The organism is Streptomyces sp. NPDC102441 (assembly GCF_044765585.1).
Lineage (GTDB): Bacteria > Actinomycetota > Actinomycetes > Streptomycetales > Streptomycetaceae > Streptomyces.
The window spans coordinates 123132-138417 of sequence record NZ_JBIWKH010000021.1; the positions used below are offsets into that span (position 1 = coordinate 123132).

Here is a 15286-nt window from a genome sequence, read left to right on the forward strand (position 1 = left end):
CCGCACCCGCGGGGATGGCCCCCTGTCATCATGGCGTCCGCCGCCCGGCACCTGTGCTCTTCGCGCCCGCGGGGACGGTCCTCGTCCCCGCTCCATGCCGCCCTTGTCCGAAGAACGTGCCGTCCCACGCCGCGACGAGGCGATCGGCGCGGCGCATCAGCTCAGCGTTCGCTGCCTCGTAGGCGACCCGGTCGCCGTTGTATGCACGATATCCTCGGCCGCCTCGGCAGGTGGTCGAAGACGGCAGCGCCAGGTCATCGGGGCCGGAAGCTTCGCGACGCGCCCAGGTGGGCCACGGTGATGTCTCGGACAGCAGCAACCGCTTGGGGGGCGAGCCAGGGCAGAGCAGAGATCGCGCTATCGGCGAATCGGGGATCGCGTCGGCGATTGCGGCAGCGACCTCCGATGGGGTGGCCTCCCCGGTGTTCACGACGAGCACCTTCACGTGGGCCGTCATCAGGGTCTGGGCTGCGGCCTCGTACAGAAGGACCTCGCGGCCGGGCGCGGTCGGGTCGTGGTGGAACCGGTTGCGGGGGCCGCGCGCGGCCTTCAATACGCCACTCTCACAACAACTCAGCGCCTAATCGACGGTGAGCGCTTCTACGTCAAGGTACCCGACCTATAGTCGTAGTTACATACTGGCCTCGTTCGTTCACGGCAGCCCTCGCCATTGCCGCGAATGAACGAGGCCGCATTCGCGATGAAAATTGCAAGATACGCCCATAAGTGAAAAGAAAGCCGTGAGTAAAATTTTCACTTCACACGAGCTGGATAAATCCAATAACTTCTGCATGACCCTATCCTTGGGCAAGTCCCCAGAAGAAGTAATCAACATATATGGAGCCGATGCGGGAGAGGCCCGCTGGCTGACGGCTGACGCTCCTGGCGCTTACGTCACTAACGCCACCACTACTGTTTTGCGGGCAGGTTCACTCGGAGACTGGACATTTTGCCTAGAGTTTGAATATCTACTCGGGTCCAATGAAGGAATTATGCGCGAACTGTCGACGAATGCGGAAGCTATTGTCATATTTCGCACGGCAAAGGCGTTGACGGGGTTCCATTACGTGGCGAATTGCGAACTTCTCGAATCGTTTGAGCCTGGATACCCGCCCAGCGTCTCGGGACGCAGCTCGCACGAATTCTCCAGTAAGGTCCACGCGCTCACCTCTACCGGTTTAGATCCTGTGGCAGCGTGCCTAGAAGTCGTCACCGGGCACGTCGGCTGCGATCTCACCAAGGAGACTCTCCGCGGCCCGCTACTCTCAGTCATTATGGATAAGCCTGATCTCGTAGCTTTCGCACGCCGCGACCCTCTGCTACTACGTCCGGCGGTTCCCCAGAAGAGTCGGAGGCGGCTGGGGCGACGGCTGTAACCTCCTCATTCCGTATGGGTTCTTTTGCTGAAGATGTCATCTTAGCCTCGAAGTTTCATGACGGTCCGCCGATGGTCGATGTAGGCGACCTTCATCGCAGTGGACGGTCCAGCTCCGCCGCGAAGAAAGCCGAGGCGGACTTCAATATCGCGTTCGCCCGCCGCAGTTCCTTCACCTCCCGCTCCAGCTCGGCGATCCGGACGGCCTCGGCACTGGTGATCCCGGGCACGAGTCCCTCGTCGGTCTCGGCCCGCTTGACCCACCCCGCAGGGCCTCGGGGTGGACATCGAGCTGGTCGGCGATGCGCTTGATCGCGCCGGCCCGGCCGACCGGGTCCTTGCGGGCCTCGATCGCCAGACGCGTCGCACGCTCACGCAGTTCATCGGGGTATTTACGGGGAGCAGGCATGATCCAATCCTTCCGGGTCTTCGATGTCTCCATCAAACGCGGGGCGATTCAGTCCTGGACGTCGCCGGTGAGTTCGGCGACCCAGGCGCCGTCGCGGATCTCGCCGCCGGTTTCGACGGCCGGCGTCCAGGCCGATGCCGGAACCTTCAGCACGTGCTGGTGGACCTGCTCGGTGACCGTCATGCCGACCGAGTAGGACAGCCACCGTCCTCGCTGGGCGAGCCAGGCGACGAAGTCGTGGGTGCCGCCCGCGGAGTCGGTGCGGATCAGGGTCCGGCGTCCGCTCCGGTACTTCTTCGGCAGCTGGGCCAGGGCAAGTTGGGTGGCGGTGATGTGGTCGGCCGCCGTGTTCGAGCCTGCGTTGCCCGGCCTGAGCAGGGCCGCGACCGGTTCACCGGTGCCGCCCGGTCCGTGGTCGACGAACCCCATCAGCGGGTGGTGACCGTAGGTCCGCTTCCACGTGGGTGCGGCATCTTCCTTGTCCGAGTGCGCGAGCACCAGCACCCCGTCGAGGTCCACGGTCACCGTCCCGCCCGCATCAGGCGCTTTCCGGTCGGCCAACCGCCAGACCTGCTGGCGGACTTCAGCCCGCGCGGCACGGATGGCCCGCAGGGCCTTCTCCACGGAGGCCGCGAGGGTGTCGATGAGGCGGGAGACCGTCGGGTCGGAGGCCACCGGCCCGAACACAGCCGGCTCGGCCCGCAGCATGGCGACATCCGCGAGGCAATCCCCGCCCAGCGCGACCGCCAGAGCCACGTCCAGCAGGATCTTGCCCGGATCGTGCACCGCCCGAGCCTTCCGCCACGGCGCCAGCGTCGCTGATATCGCGGTGTCCAAGCCTGCCTTGCGGACGGTCTCGACCAGAGCAGTACGCCCCCGGCCTGCGAGACCACCGCCCGGCCACCGCCCTCGATGCGGACACGCGGGTACGACCCGATACTCTTCTTCACCTGAGAAGTGCCTCCGGCTGGAGCAGGAACAAGGACCTCGACAATCTTCATTCTTGCTGGTCAGAGGCACTTTTCGCTTACCTGACCACCCGTCGGACGGCCCGCTTCATGAAAGCGCGAGGTTAAGGCGTCGATCGGCGTGCGGACTTTCGGCGTTTTCTGACATAGGTGAGTGTCGATGAGATAGCTACGACCGCCACACCAACACAAAGCATCCAAAGCCACGCGTGCGCAGCTTTCCAGCCTGCTTGCCAGGGGTACATGAAGACGAGTGTGAGGGCCATGAGCAGGAGGACTGATCCGACCGCTCCTACAACTTTCGTCGGTTTCATTCTTCTCCCTGAGCGCTGGTGCCGCCCCTGGGGGGCGGCACCAGGCAGTCTCCATTTGTCAGCTTCCGGCCCCACGGAATATGGGCAGATACGGGCTGATGAGGCCGTTTGCCACACCTCCCAGTGTGGCTGATTCCGTGTCAGCGCCAATGGCTGCTGCTGTGCCACCTGCAGCGGCCCCACCCCATAGCCCAGCTGTTACCGCTCCGGCGGCGACACACGCTGCCCCGGCGGTCGCCCCGCATGCCGCGCCCACGACGAGCGCCGCTGCGCCGATGCCCACCGCTGCTCCAGCAGTGACTGCAACACTTTTCCAGTCGAAGAGACCAGTGGGGGCGATGTTGTTGACGGGGTCGCCAGATGCGTAGAGGTAGGGGTTCTCTTCCTGGCCGGAGGGGTCGGGGTTGGTGAAGCGGCCGATGTTGGGATCGTAGTAGCGGGCGGCGAAGTGGTAGAGGCCGGTGGGGTCCTGGTAGCCGCTGGCGAACCGGTAGGGCTGGGGCACCGTCTCGCTGGTGGTGCTGCGGGAGACGCCTCGGGGGCTGTAGCCGTAGCTGTTGACCTTCGCGCCGGTCTCGTCTGGCCTTATCGAGCAGTTCTGACGTCGCTTGTCGATGGTCTTGGGAGGCACCCCGTTCCACGGGCGAGTGGTGTTGATGAGTTTGGGAGGCACCAGGTCTCTTGCCAGGGCTGTCGGTGGCCAGTTAGATCTCCCCACCCTCGACGAACAGGGTCCCCCTCATCGGGGTGGACCCCGATGTCCACGGTTCTTGTGGTGGCGCCGTCGGCCAAGAGGCCGGCTTGGGTTTGGGTGCTCTGCCATGCGGCGGACGGTCGCTCGGACGTTCTTCAGCGGCCGTCGCACGGGTCGTCGTCCGCCGACACCGGCTTGGTGTCGGCCACCAGGCAGGAGGAGTACACCCGCGGCGGCGTGGGCCGCGGCTTCGGTTCCGACGTGGCGCCCACGGCAATGGTCGCCCCGGCAGCGACGACGGTTAGCCCTGCCATCACGGCGAGCCAGGTACCGCGGCTCACTGATCACCACGGAAGTGGTTACGGAGATCGTCACGGCAATCGTCCTCGGTGCCGACCTGGACTTGTGAAAAGACCAGCACTCCGTCTCCCTTGCCTTCCTGCTTGGCTTTGGCCAGCTGCGTCTCGATGTCCGCGATGCGTTCGGCGCACGCGGCACTGACGGACTTCTCGGGCTGCGGGTCTGGTGCCGAGGAGGTGTTCAGTTTGGCGGTGGCGGCGAGGCAAGCCGCGCACAGCACCGCCCACGCGGCACCCCACGCGCGGCGGCTCATCCGTATCGGCTTAGGCATCCAGGCATCCTACGAGCGCCGCGGCGGGCTGTCTCCGAATCACGGCTTCCTCGTCGACGAGACCGCCGACGGAGCCAGCTGGCATCGCCGAGGAGGGGTGTCCGACCGATCGCGTGTCAGAGGAAATCCTGAGCCGCGGCGACGGCCGTAGGGCCGAGCCGGCGTGGTGGCCTGCCACGGCACTGCCGTCCTTTCTCTTCGACATTCACGAGCCAGCTGATCGACAACTGACTCCGGAACCGGTCGACAATCGCTGTTCCTTGAGATGCACGAAGCCACTCGTCGGCCAGGGCGACGACACTGCCGAGTGCGTCGGTCAGGTAGTAGTAGTTCTTCCCCCCGCGGGTCATGGAGTTCAGGGTGCCCCCGGGTTCCCGGTTGAATCCCGTGTCCACTCCGGCGGTCGACGTGCCGGCCAGGCCGATCGGGCCGTTGTGGAAGAACGTGTCACCGAGCTTGATCCGCTCGGACTGGTCGGTGGAGCCGTACTGCCCGGCGTATGTCTTCCCGGCGACGGTGACCGAGGTCATCTGGGAGTAGTCGGACCACTTCTCTCCGGTCCTGGTGCCCGCGGGGGTCGAGGCGCCGGCGGTCTCGTTGCCGATCTTGTCGTAGGACCAGTTCGCCGTCGAGCCGTTCTTCGCGGTGACCTGCTGGGCGTCGTTGATCGTGTACGTGGTGCCGCGCGGGCAGCCGGGGTCTACGAGGCGCCGCCCTCGATGAAGGAACTGGCAGGCCGGCTGTACTGCAACGCGCCCAACCTCAGCTTCGTCATGAATCAGCTCACCGGCCGGGGACTCGTCGAACGTTCCGCCGACCCCGCCGACCGCCGTTCACGCGTTGCAGCGCTGACGGAGGACGGCCGATGGGTACGCTCTGCGCTGATCGAGGCAAATCAACGCGGCCAAGTACCGATCAAAGTCTCACCTGACGCGCGCCGCATTCCCGTTCTGGAGGGCTCAGGCCTGCGCTTCCTGGACAGGGACGGGAGCGTGCGCCTCCTCCAATACGCTGCTTGCCACGGGTGTCACGCTGGTTCCCCACGACGCTTGGCCTGCACCCTGAGCCACGGATTCTCCGCTCTGGACTGCGCGCGGTCCAGGTACTCCCGCTTCACGACCGCCGAGCCCGGCTTCCACCGGCCCTGCTTCGTCGGGTCCCCACCGGCCTCCGCGATGGCTTGTGCCCCGCCGCGGCGTAGCCCGTGGGCGGTGATTTGCTGCCAGTTCCTCGCGCCGGCTTTGTGGGCACGGCCGCGGACCCAGTCGTTGATGGCGTCCCCGGTGACGTAGTCCCCGCGTTCCTTCGCGACGGCCCGGTTCTGGAGGGTGCCGCGGGAGGTGAGGGCCCGGAAGAACGCGCCTTCGCGGACTCCGAGGTGGTGGAGGGCGGTGAGCCAGTCCCGTACGGCCGCCACGGGGTCGAGGAGGGGGTCGTCGTCGGCAGGGATGTCGGTGTGCTCGCCCTTGGCTTCCTGGTCGGTCTTGGAGGATCGGATGTGCAGGGTGACGAAGTCGTCGTCGACCGCGACGTCGGCGATGGACAGGTCGGCGAGCTCGATCCTGCGGTTGAGGGCGCCTCGGCCGAGGAGGAGCATGCACCGGTCGCGGCGCCCGGCGATGGTCCGCAGGTCGCACGTGGCGACCATGGCTCGCAGCAGTTCGTCCGTGATCGGGGGCGCCTTACGAACCGCGGTGCGCTTGGCCCATGTCTTCTTGTACTCGTTTAGCATGCCCCGGGCCTGTTTGGTGCCGGGCTTCTGGTCCTCGGGCATCCAGGTGCGGATTGCGGACATGGCGGCGTTGATGGCGTTCGGGGAGCGCCCCAGCTCGATGAGGTGGGCGACGTACTCGACGTAGGTGGCGCTGGTGCACGGCCGGGCGACACGGCTCTCGTCGGCGCACCAGGCGGCGAACTTGTTGCGCTGGGAGAAGTAGTTGGCGCTGGTGTTCTTCGGTGCGGACTGGTTCTCCAGCCGCTCGGCGGTCTGCTCGGAGACGTACAGGTCCCGCTCGGTGTACGTCGGCTGGTCGGACTCGGTGGGGAGCCCCTGGCCCGGGTAGAGAATGGTGTGCCGGTCGACCACCGGGCTGGCCAGCGGCCGCGGCTGGATGGCGGCGGGGAGGTGGCCGTCGTCCACCAGCTCCGCGTCCACCACCTCCATGTCGGCCTCGTGCTCCATCACGCCGCCTGTTCCAGCTCTGCTGCCCACTCGGACAGTGCGCGGAAGTCCTCCGACAGGAGGCCCAGACGGGGGCTCACCCAGTGCAGAAGCGCCGGAGCGTCGTGATTCCTCTGGACCCACTCACGGCCCTCCGGGCCCAGCTCGTCGTCCACCCATGCGAACGGGCGGCCCTCGGCGTATGCGGCCAACGCCCGTGTCTTCCAGTGCAGTCGGGCATTGCTATGCGGGGTCATGGAAGGCCAGTCGACGAAGGGAAGGGTGGGCAGACCGAGGTGCCCTCCGATCCAGTCGTTCGCCTCGTTCTTCCGCCCGGTCGGGCGCATGCGGTGCGTGCTGTAGCCGGCCGGCCGCTTGTGCGGTGGGGCGGCGTACGGATTCAGAGGGCCGTCCACATTGAGCAGGAGCAGTGGACGTCCATCCCCCACTTTCCTCATGATCCCTCCCAGCGAAGCAGCCACGTACAAGGGAAATTATAGGTGGGTGTTAACGAGACAGTCGCCGGACACTGTGCCAGAGGCAGCTTCCGTAAGTGGAATCATGGAACGTGGTCAGCTGTTCGAAGCTGCTCTGTGCGCGATCTTAAGTGGTCGGCTCTCGAAGTCCTTCGGGGGTTGACGTTGAGGGAGCTCCCGTGCCAGGTGGTGGCGTGGAACCCGGCCGAAGGGCGAGTTGACCTTCAAGTTGGATGAACGTCGACAATCGGGGCCATGGACGGCACCACGGAACTACTGAGCATCAGCGCCTTCGCGCGGCGGGTCGGGATCGCTCCGAGCGCCCTGCGTTTCTACGACGACTGCCGAGTTCTGCGGCCGGCGTGGGTTGACGGGGCGACGGGATACCGCTTCTACAGTCCTGCTCAGGAGGCCCGTGCCGCTCTCCTGCGCAGTCTGCGGGAAGCGGGACTGCCGCTGGCTGAGGTCACCGTGGTGCTCGACGGGCCCGAGCACGAGGGCTGCGAGGTGCTGGAGCGGCATTTGGAGAGGATGCGGGACCAGACGCAGACGGCCGAGGACGCCATCGCCGTGGTTCTACGTTCCCTCTCGGCTGCCGGCAGTGCGACGGAAGTGCGAATCGGCGGCGTGGAGTTGGCCAGTGCAGTACGCCAGGTGGTGTCGGCCGCCGCCTCCGACGTGGAACTCTCCGCGCTGGGCTGCGTCCTCATCGAGATCGATGACGGCGAGGTTCGTCTGGTGGCTACCGATCGCTATCGCCTGTCGGTGCGTGTCCTGAGGCCGGCGGCGCTCGATGGAGGGCCCTGCCGCCTGCTGGTGCACGCGGCTGACTTGATCGAGTTCGGGCAATGGGCGGCGCGAGTCCACGAGGTCACCATGCAGGTCGGACCGGACGGCGTCCGAGTACGCAGTCCGTCAGAGTCCCGTTCCCTGGTGATGACCGATGGCCTGTTCCCTGCCTACCGCGAGATGCTCTCGGCTCTGGCCCCGCCCGAATGCCGCGTGATCGTGGATCGCCTGGCCCTTCGCGACGCGGTCAACAGCCACGGCGACGGTGCCCGCATCGCTCTGAGCTTCGCAGGCGACGCGATGACCATCTCTCTTGCCGATCACTCAGACGCCGCCATCCTGCCTGCGGTCTGCCATGAAGACCTGCCCCAGCGGATCGGTTTCGATCCCGCAGTCCTGGCTTCCGCTCTGGAGGCCAGTGTCGGGCCCGACGTTCTGCTGGAGATCTCCGCCGTGGATCGGCCTGTCGTGGTGCGTTCCGCGGACCAGGGCAGCTTCACCACGCTGATCATGCCCGTCGCCCTCAGCACCTCCAGCTGATTCTTCCCCAACACCGCATCCCCATCAGTTCAGGAGAACCGTGACCGACCCCGGGAACATCGTCGTGCAGCTGTGCGCGCAGGGTATGCAGGCCGAGGCCGAAGGACGAGATGCCCGGGCACGGGACCTGTTCCTTCAAGCGTGGGAAGGGGCCTGAGGAACATCCGTGTCAGATCGTGCGCTTAGCGTTCGTCGGCCCTGGTGGGCGGCTGACGGGGCGTCGGTCGTGGGACCGATCGGAAGTTGTTCCACGGATAACGCTCTATTATCTGCGGGAGCCTGATTCGTCACCTGCGGTGACGTCTGCCGGGCCGTACGTGAAGCGGCCCTGTTATCCGTGGCAAGGGGGAAGCGGTGCCCACCGTCGTGCAACTGCCGGCCGGGAAGACGTTGACCGTCCGCGCGGCCGCCGACGCCTTCCTCGACTCGCTCCGCAACCCGAACACCGTCCGCAGCTACTCGACCGGGGTCGGCAAGACCGCCGAGCGGATCGGGGAGGCCCGCCCGCTGGGGTCGGTCGCGGACGGCGAGATCGGCGAGGCCCTGGAACTGCTGTGGGGCACCGCGGCGGTCAACACCTGGAACGCCCGCCGGGCCGCGGTGCTCTCGTGGCTGGGCTGGTGCGCGGAGTACGGCTACGACAGTCCGTCCGTTCCGGCCTGGACGAAGCGGCTGGCGGTGCCGGACTCCGAGACCCCGGCCCGCTCGAAGATGGCCGTGGACCGGCTCATCGCCCGCCGCGAGGTCCACCTGCGGGAAAAGACGCTGTGGCGGATGCTCTACGAGACCTGCGCCCGCGCGGAGGAGATCCTGGGCGTCAACATCGAGGACCTGGACCTCGCCGCCCGCCGCTGCCCAGTGAAGGCCAAGGGCGCCCGGAGCAAGGCTCGCCGGCGGGGGCAGGCCCGGGAGGACTTCGTGCTGGAGACGGTCTACTGGGACGCGGGCACCGCCCGGCTTCTGCCCCGCCTGCTCAAGGGCCGCACCCGGGGCCCGGTCTTCGTCACCCACCGCCAACCCGGCCCGGGGAAAGTCGTCAGCCCGCGCGACGTGTGCCCGGACACCGGCCTGGCCCGCCTCTCCTACGGCCAGGCCCGCGCCCTCCTCGATGAGCACACAGCCGTCCATGGGCCGGGGACCGGCTGGGACCTGCACGAGTACCGCCACTCCGGGCTGACCGAACTCGGCGTACAGGGCGCCTCCCTGCTGATGCTGATGGCGAAGTCCCGGCACAAGAAGCCGGAGAACGTCCGCCGCTACTTCAAGCCGTCCCCCGAGGCGATCTCCGAGCTGACCAGCCTGCTCGCACCCAGCAGCACGCGCCGCTGACCAACAGCACAGCCCCGGGAGGACCCGAAAGAGCCCACCCACCGACGACTGGGCCAAGAAGTGCCGGTCTGTCGGCTGATCATGGCCAACACGCTCCGGAAAATCACTTGCAGCACCTACTTAGAGTGCGGACATGCCAATATCACTGCACCTGCAAGAGATCACTCCTGACAACTTCGAGAGCGCTATCGACCTGAGAGTCCGCCCCGACCAGGAACACCTAGTGGCACCCGTGGTGAAGTCACTCGCCGAGGCATACGTCCACCCCGGCATCGCATGGCCCCGGCTCATCTGCGACGGCGACGAAGTCGTCGGGTTCCTCATGGCCTTCTTCGACATCGACTGGACAGGCAAGGGCACTGACTTCCGCTCCGGACTCTGGCGTCTCAACATCGCTGACGGAAAGCAGGGCCGAGGCTTCGGACGCTTCGCGGTGCAGTCCGTTGCCAACGAGATCCGGCGCCGAGGAGGCACGCGGCTGACGACCACCTGGCATCCCGGAGCGGATGGCCCAGCGGGTTTCTATCTGGCACTCGGCTTGCGCCCAACGGGAGAGACCAGCGGAGACCAAACGGTGGGCGTGCTGGAACTGAACTGAACCCGCATTTCTGCCGCACGGGCACATCACGCACGACGGTCTCCCTGCCGCTGGAGATCCTGCTGATGGCTCCACCAGCAGCACTGGACCCGGCCGCAGCCTCGCGGGTGCCGTCCGCCGGCGCGAAGGGCCCGGGCAGCCGGACCGCGCAGAGCGGCCTCGACGCCCACGCCCACTTCGCCGTGGTGAGGGTCTCGCGCGCCGAGGGAGAGTGATCCCCGCCCCGGTGCCGGGGCGGGGGCTGTTACTCGTCGTCGGTGGCGTGCTTGTCGCGCAGGGGCCTCAGCCCGCCGGGGAGGTCGGGGAGCTGGAAGGAGTACCGGCCCAGCACGTTGATGTGGTGGCGTACGAACGGGGAGAGGCGGGCGACGTCCTCGTCGCGGACGTCGAAGCCGTCGGCGCGCAGTTGGTTCACGGCGGCGTCCATGTACCGCGTGGTGAACAAGACCATCGCGTTGAGGACCAGGCCGAGCGCGCCGATCTGGTCCTCCATGCCCTCCTGATAGCGCTGGTAGAGCTGCCCGGCCCGCCCGTGGAAGATCTTCCGCGCGAGAGCGTGGCGGCCTTCCTGGAGGTTGGCCTGCACCTTGATCTGCCGCCGGTAGCCGGGCTCGTCGGCCAGACGCAGGATGTGCAGGGTCTTCGCAATCCGCCCGTAGTGCGCGATCGCATCGCCCAGCGGAGTGGGCCGTCCGTCCCGGGAGAGCATCCGGATGACGTCGTAGGCGCGGACGGCTCCGGTGTGGATGGAGCCGATGATCCGCAGGCTGTCCTCCCAGTGCCGCTCGATGCGGGCCAGGTCGACCCGGCCGCGGGCAGCGTCCTGGAAGGCCCCGTAGTCGGCCGTCCGGTCGATGCGCCACATCTTCTGGTCCGGCAGGTCCGCGAGCTGCGGAGCGTAGGCGAACCCTGCCAGGGTCAGCAGCCCGAACACGATGTCGCTGTAAGAGGCGGTGTCGGTGACGATCATCTCCGGACGCTTGCCGCCGTCGCGGTCGTAGAGGACGTCCAACACGTACAGCGAGTCGCGCGGGGTGCCGGCCACGACCTTCCCGCCCAGCCCGGCCGCCTGGTCGTTGATCATGTTCAGCCACGTGGCGCCGCCCCGGCGGCCGAAGTACTTCGGGTTCGGCCGCGCATACACGCTGGGTACGGGGACGACGAACCGCATCCCGTCCACCGAGGCCACCAGGCCCCCGCCCCACGCCTGGGCCAGCGGGATGGACGCCTGGTACTCGATGAGCGCCGCGTTCGCCGCCCGGTAGGTCGCCAGCCGCAGGTACGTCTGGTCCACGTGGGACAACCTGCCGTACTTCAGCGCGTCCGCGCCGCCCATCACCGGGGTGTAGCCGACGTTGCAGCCGTGGGCGACCAGCAGCCCGGCGATCGTGACGTTCAGGTCCTTCAGCCGGGCCTCGCCGCCGGTGACCGAGGTGAACGCCTGGTCGGCGCCGGTCCAGGACATCACCTCCAGCAGCACCTCCGGCAGGTCCACACGCGGCAGCATCGCGTTCACCGCCGCGCGCAGGTCGAGCAGGGAGGCCGGTTCGGGCTCCGGCTCCAGAGCGGCGAAGTGCAGACGGCCGTCGTCGTCGAAGACAATCTGCGCGTTGTCCGGGACGCGGGCGGCGACCTCCCGGTAGGTGCCGTCCAGCAGCGCGGCCCTCGCCGCCAGGTGGGCACCGGCCTCGCCGGGCAGGTTCAGCGAGGCGAGCACGGTGGGCCGGGCCTGCTGCCACGCCTCACCGGCCAGCAGCTTCGCCCGCGGGTCACCCCACTTCGAGGAGTTCTTCGCGAAGACCTGCTTGCTGCGCAGCATCCGGTGCAGCTGCTCCAGCACGCAGAACGTGTACGCCTTCCAGTCCACCGTCCCGGGCTCCAGGTGCGGGGCGGACAGGACCAAACGCCGCCAGGAGCCGGTGAGCAGGCCGGTGTCGATCTCAGCCGGGCCGACCTTCTTGCGGCCCATCAGCTCCGGCAGCGACAACAAAGCCGACAGCACCGGCTCGCCCTCCGGAGTGGCGTCGAAGTCCACCACCGTGATCAGCAGCTTCAGGAACGGCCGCACGGTGCCGAACCGGCCCACCAGCATGGCCCGCCACGCCTCATCCGCGTCGGAGTCCAGCGGCGGGGTCAGCTCGAACAGCGCGGCGATCGCCGCAGCCAGCTCGTGACGGGGCACCACCTGCTCGATCGCCGCCCACATCGCGTCCAGGCTCTCCACCTTCGGCCGAGTGATCTCCCCGGTGTCGGTGTCGACCTGCTCCGAGGTGGTGTCGAACACGACCTGGAACGCGGTCGCCAACTTCGCCGACGCCCGCTCCACACGCGGCAGCGTCTTCAGCTTCTCCTTCGCGCTCTCCCGCTCCGCCCTCGCCAGCAGCTTCGTCGCGATCAGCACCTCCAGCAGGTCCAGCGCGTCGTCCACCGCCCGCGAGGTCAGATACACGGTGGTGGCCAGCAGCGTCGCCAGCCGCCGGGCATCGGAGTGACGGCGCAGCAGCGACGCCTTCCCGTCCACCCCGTACCGCGACAGCTCCGCCAGGCGCCGGGGCGGTACCCCCGACACGTCCACGGCGCCCATCCCCAGCGCGGCGATCTCCTCCGCCCGCTCCAGCGCCCGCTTCATCTGCGGGCCTGAGACCCGCACCGGACCCCGGCGCAGCCGGTCCAGCTCCGAGACCCGCTCACCCGCAGGCACCGTCAGCAGCGAGTCCAGCACCGCCCGCTGCCCCACCCCGAGCATCCCGTACAGCGTGTCCCACAACCGCTGGTTCGCCGCCTCCCGCACCGAGCCCACCAGCCGGGCGAGACGACTCGCCCCCGGCAGCAGCACCCGGCCCTCGCGGAGCCATCCCGCCGCCGCGTCGAACAACGCCTTCGGCCCGTCCCCCGTCGTCCACGCCCGCGCGTCCAGCCACCCCGCCAGCTCCTCGCGGACCTCGGCGAAGTCCCGCCAGCCCCCGGCCTCCTGGATCTCCCCGGCGTGCGTACGGGCCGTACCGTCCCGCTCGCCGTACAGCTTCAGGCACGAGGCGTCCTCGATCTCCAACTGCCCCGCCAGGTACTCCGCCACCTCTGCCGGCACCTGCCGCGGGTCCGGCATGAACCGGCCCAGGAACCGCACGCTCGTGAGCTGGACCGCGTACCCGAGCCGGTTGTGCGACCGCCGCTTGGCCTGCACCGCCTCCTGGTCCGCATCGTCCAGGAAGAAGTACCGTTCCAGCTCCGCCCGCGAGGGCGCCTCATGGAACGACCCGTACCGGGCCGCCTGCTCATCCGTCAGGAACTCGACCGCCACAACAACTCTCCGAAGATCGAAAACAACGACCCGCGAAGGCTCTGACGCTCAATCACCCCAGGTCAAAGCACCAAACAGCCCGGCGAACCCTTAGCGCACGATCTGACACGGATGTTCCTCAGGCCCCGGGAAGCGGCCGAGGACGACTACGACGCCTGCATCGCCGCGCACTACCTCGCCCGGCACCAGCCGACCCCGCAGGAGACTCTGCGCTGGAACCAGGAGTGCCTGAACCGGGCCGACAAGGTCGGCGACGAGCGTGTCCGCGGCTTCTATGCCTCACTTCACGGCAACATGGCCCGGGCCCACCGGGACCTGGGCCAGATCGAGCAGGCCCGCGAACACTTCGAGTCCGCCGCCAAGCACATCGACGACGTCCCGGCCGGCCCCCACCAGCAATGGCTCCGCTACCGCATCGCCGCAGGACTGCGTGCCACCGCCCGGCCCGCACCGCAGCACCACGAAGTCCCGGTCGGTGAACTCCTCACCACGCTCTGCGCACGCGCGGACCTCGAAGCCCTGAGCCTGCTGCTGCCCCCGTACATGGGCAGCCTCGGCACAGCCGAGGACGAGGAACGCATCACCACCGCTCTGCGCATGCTCCATGCCGAGCGTCGCCTTCCCGACGACGAGCAGGCCGCCCTCAGCCACGCGATCAAGGTCCGGACCGCCGCGTGAGCGCCCCCGAAGCGGTGACACACGAGACACGCGCGTAGCCCACCGGCCGCCTTCCTGGGAGCCGACGAACCTTCAACGATCACGACGGCCCGCCGACCTGACGGTCGGCGGGCCGTCAACATGCCGGTCACTACCGCTCTTCCTGCCTCCTGAAGATCCAACGATGTGGAAGGAAGAGCGGGGGACAGTCGAAATCATTCAGGCTGATCAGCCTGCCGCAGGATCCGGGGGGCAGGTACGTGGCCATACGCGCTGCCGTGGCGGTGGTGCTGACCGCCGCCGAGCGCCACCGGCTGAAGAAGATGGCCTACGGGCACAAGACTCCGTACCAAGCCCGGCAGCGTGCCGCAGTCGTCCTCCTTGCGGCACGTGGCCGGGGTAATGCCAGGATCGCAGCCGAGACCCACCTGCACGTGGACACGGTCCGGACCTGGCGCGGCCGGTTCGCCCACGGCGGGCTGCCGGCGCTGTCCGACGGCAGGCGCTCCGGGCGCCCCGCCCGTTTCACCCCCGTTCAGGTCGCCGAGGCCAAGGCACTGGCCTGCCAGCTGCCCGCCGAGACGGGCGTGTCGCTGTCGCGCTGGTCCTGCCCGGAGCTGGCCGCCGAGCTGACCGCGCGCGGGATCACCGATACCGTCTCCGCGTCCACGGTGCGCCGCTGGCTGCGCGAGGACGCGCTCAAGCCCTGGCAGTACCGGTCCTGGATCTTCATCCGCGACCCGGGCTTCCGCACCAAGGCCCAACGTGTCCTGGACCTTTACGCCCGCACGTTCGAGGGTGTCCCGCTGGGCGAGGATGAGTACGTCCTCTCCAGCGACGAGAAGACCTCCGTCCAGGCCCGCTGCCGCTGCCATCCGACCCTGGCCCCGGGCCGGGCCCGGGCGATGCGCGTCAACCACGAGTACGGCCGCGGCGGTGCGCTGGCCTACCTAGTGATCTGGTTGTGAGTTGCTCTGGCACCACGTGAGTCGTTTTCCGCACCAGTTCACGGGTTTGGGTGCCGCGAGCCGGCTGGCTGCGGTG

The 15286-nt window shown here is 68.0% G+C and carries 15 protein-coding genes and 3 pseudogenes; 8 read left to right on the forward strand and 10 right to left on the reverse strand.

What is annotated here, in order from left to right; genetic code table 11:
- Positions 1-28: 28 nt before the first annotated feature.
- Positions 29-553 carry a hypothetical protein gene (locus ACIREO_RS35600; protein WP_404118099.1) on the reverse strand — a complete coding sequence of 175 codons (525 nt, stop codon included), beginning with the start codon at positions 551-553 and terminating at the stop codon, positions 29-31.
- 187 nt (positions 554-740) lie between these two features.
- On the opposite strand from ACIREO_RS35600, the gene ACIREO_RS35605 reads away from it, so the two are divergent.
- On the forward strand, positions 741-1376 hold the full coding sequence (locus ACIREO_RS35605; protein WP_404118101.1) for a DUF6461 domain-containing protein: 636 nt from the start codon (positions 741-743) through the stop codon (positions 1374-1376).
- Positions 1377-1467: 91 nt separating this feature from the next.
- Here the strand turns inward: ACIREO_RS35605 and ACIREO_RS35610 are convergent, their stop codons facing one another.
- The 6 genes and pseudogenes from ACIREO_RS35610 to ACIREO_RS35635 all read right to left on the reverse strand — a co-directional run.
- Positions 1468-1605, reverse strand: coding sequence for a hypothetical protein (locus ACIREO_RS35610; RefSeq protein ID WP_404118104.1), 138 nt, complete (start codon positions 1603-1605; stop codon positions 1468-1470).
- Positions 1606-1835: 230 nt separating this feature from the next.
- A pseudogene (locus tag ACIREO_RS35615) lies at positions 1836-2734 on the reverse strand (IS1380 family transposase); the annotation flags it as partial.
- 390 nt (positions 2735-3124) lie between these two features.
- Positions 3125-3739: an RHS repeat-associated core domain-containing protein gene (locus ACIREO_RS35620; RefSeq protein ID WP_404118106.1), complete on the reverse strand. Its 615-nt coding sequence runs from the start codon at positions 3737-3739 to the stop codon at positions 3125-3127.
- Between the two features lie 176 nt (positions 3740-3915).
- Positions 3916-4074 carry a hypothetical protein gene (locus tag ACIREO_RS35625; RefSeq protein WP_404118108.1) on the reverse strand — a complete coding sequence of 53 codons (159 nt, stop codon included), beginning with the start codon at positions 4072-4074 and terminating at the stop codon, positions 3916-3918.
- A gap of 23 nt (positions 4075-4097) precedes the next feature.
- The gene (locus ACIREO_RS35630) at positions 4098-4391 is read right to left on the reverse strand and encodes a hypothetical protein (protein WP_404118110.1); all 294 of its coding nucleotides are present in this window, start codon (positions 4389-4391) and stop codon (positions 4098-4100) included.
- A gap of 278 nt (positions 4392-4669) precedes the next feature.
- Positions 4670-5092, reverse strand: a pseudogene (locus ACIREO_RS35635) (RHS repeat protein); the annotation flags it as partial.
- An 18-nt stretch (positions 5093-5110) separates the two neighbouring features.
- Between ACIREO_RS35635 and ACIREO_RS35640 the strand changes: the two are divergent.
- Positions 5111-5242 (forward strand): annotated as a pseudogene (locus ACIREO_RS35640) (MarR family transcriptional regulator); the annotation flags it as partial.
- Between the two features lie 176 nt (positions 5243-5418).
- On the opposite strand, the gene ACIREO_RS35645 reads toward ACIREO_RS35640, so the two are convergent.
- Positions 5419-6573 carry an integrase gene (locus tag ACIREO_RS35645; RefSeq protein ID WP_404118139.1) on the reverse strand — a complete coding sequence of 385 codons (1155 nt, stop codon included), beginning with the start codon at positions 6571-6573 and terminating at the stop codon, positions 5419-5421.
- Complete coding sequence (locus tag ACIREO_RS35650) at positions 6573-7010, reverse strand: hypothetical protein (RefSeq protein WP_404118112.1); 438 nt, start codon at positions 7008-7010, stop codon at positions 6573-6575. Before ACIREO_RS35650 ends, ACIREO_RS35645 begins: the two co-directional genes overlap by 1 nt.
- 273 nt (positions 7011-7283) lie before the next feature.
- Here ACIREO_RS35650 and ACIREO_RS35655 point away from each other — a divergent pair, with 273 nt between their 5' ends.
- The 4 genes from ACIREO_RS35655 to ACIREO_RS35670 all read left to right on the forward strand — a co-directional run bounded on the left by ACIREO_RS35655 (position 7284) and on the right by ACIREO_RS35670 (position 10499).
- Positions 7284-8357, forward strand: coding sequence for a MerR family transcriptional regulator (locus ACIREO_RS35655; RefSeq protein WP_404118115.1), 1074 nt, complete (start codon positions 7284-7286; stop codon positions 8355-8357).
- 354 nt (positions 8358-8711) lie between these two features.
- Positions 8712-9686: a site-specific integrase gene (locus ACIREO_RS35660; RefSeq protein WP_404118117.1), complete on the forward strand. Its 975-nt coding sequence runs from the start codon at positions 8712-8714 to the stop codon at positions 9684-9686.
- Positions 9687-9819: 133 nt separating this feature from the next.
- The gene (locus ACIREO_RS35665; protein ID WP_404118119.1) at positions 9820-10284 is read left to right on the forward strand and encodes a GNAT family N-acetyltransferase; all 465 of its coding nucleotides are present in this window, start codon (positions 9820-9822) and stop codon (positions 10282-10284) included.
- A 65-nt stretch (positions 10285-10349) separates the two neighbouring features.
- Complete coding sequence (locus ACIREO_RS35670; RefSeq protein ID WP_404118121.1) at positions 10350-10499, forward strand: hypothetical protein; 150 nt, start codon at positions 10350-10352, stop codon at positions 10497-10499.
- A gap of 29 nt (positions 10500-10528) precedes the next feature.
- Here ACIREO_RS35670 and ACIREO_RS35675 read toward each other — a convergent pair whose 3' ends face one another.
- A complete protein-coding gene (locus ACIREO_RS35675) occupies positions 10529-13585 on the reverse strand; it encodes a Tn3 family transposase (protein ID WP_404118123.1) in 3057 nt (1018 codons plus the stop codon).
- Positions 13586-13696: 111 nt separating this feature from the next.
- Here ACIREO_RS35675 and ACIREO_RS35680 point away from each other — a divergent pair, with 111 nt between their 5' ends.
- Positions 13697-14263: a hypothetical protein gene (locus ACIREO_RS35680; RefSeq protein ID WP_404118126.1), complete on the forward strand. Its 567-nt coding sequence runs from the start codon at positions 13697-13699 to the stop codon at positions 14261-14263.
- A 239-nt stretch (positions 14264-14502) separates the two neighbouring features.
- Positions 14503-15210 (forward strand): helix-turn-helix domain-containing protein, encoded by a 708-nt coding sequence (locus ACIREO_RS35685; RefSeq protein WP_404118128.1) that lies wholly within the window; start codon positions 14503-14505, stop codon positions 15208-15210.
- Positions 15211-15286: the final 76 nt, after the last annotated feature.